At 61.3% G+C, this 542-nt stretch carries 1 protein-coding gene; it reads right to left on the reverse strand.

The window, feature by feature from the left end; all coding sequences use genetic code 11:
* On the reverse strand, window positions 1–542 hold a 542-nt coding region (locus KUM32_RS40945; protein ID WP_217146736.1), incomplete at both ends, for a helix-turn-helix transcriptional regulator.

The raw sequence follows: 542 nt of genomic DNA on the forward strand, positions 1-542 counted from the left end.
AAGTAAGGCTACCCCCGAGGAACGGGTGGAACGCCTGTCCGAAAGGCACTACTTGTACCTGCGTATGGGCTTCTTCGGCGCGGCGGAGGAGGTGGCGGAGTTGATCAGCCATCGTGTTGTGATCTGCAGTTGGCCGCTTCAGGGCGGCTTCGTCCATGACTGCCCAAACGTGCGGCGGGGGGTCGCGGTCGAAGACCTTCTGGCGATCCATTCGAATCTGTACTCGGTGCTCGACCTCCGTCATGAGGGCGGCTGGCAACCCGGTGATCATCAACTCCCGCGCATACGCAGGCGTCTGGAACAGGCCTGGAACCAGAGAGCTGGCGAAAACCTCGATCCGGGCCGACCGTGACTCCTGTGCGATGAATGCTTGCGAATAGGTGGCGATCAACGTTTCCTGAGCCATGCAGACCAGGTCAACGAAGAGTCCCCCGGTGTTGAAGTAGCCGTCCAAAGCTTGCCCAAGAGCTTGGGAGGGAAGCTGTTCCCCCCGCTCCACGCGGGAGATGTACGAAGCGGGGTAGCCAATCGCTTCGGCCAGG

The organism is Streptomyces sp. AC627_RSS907, from assembly GCF_019049165.1.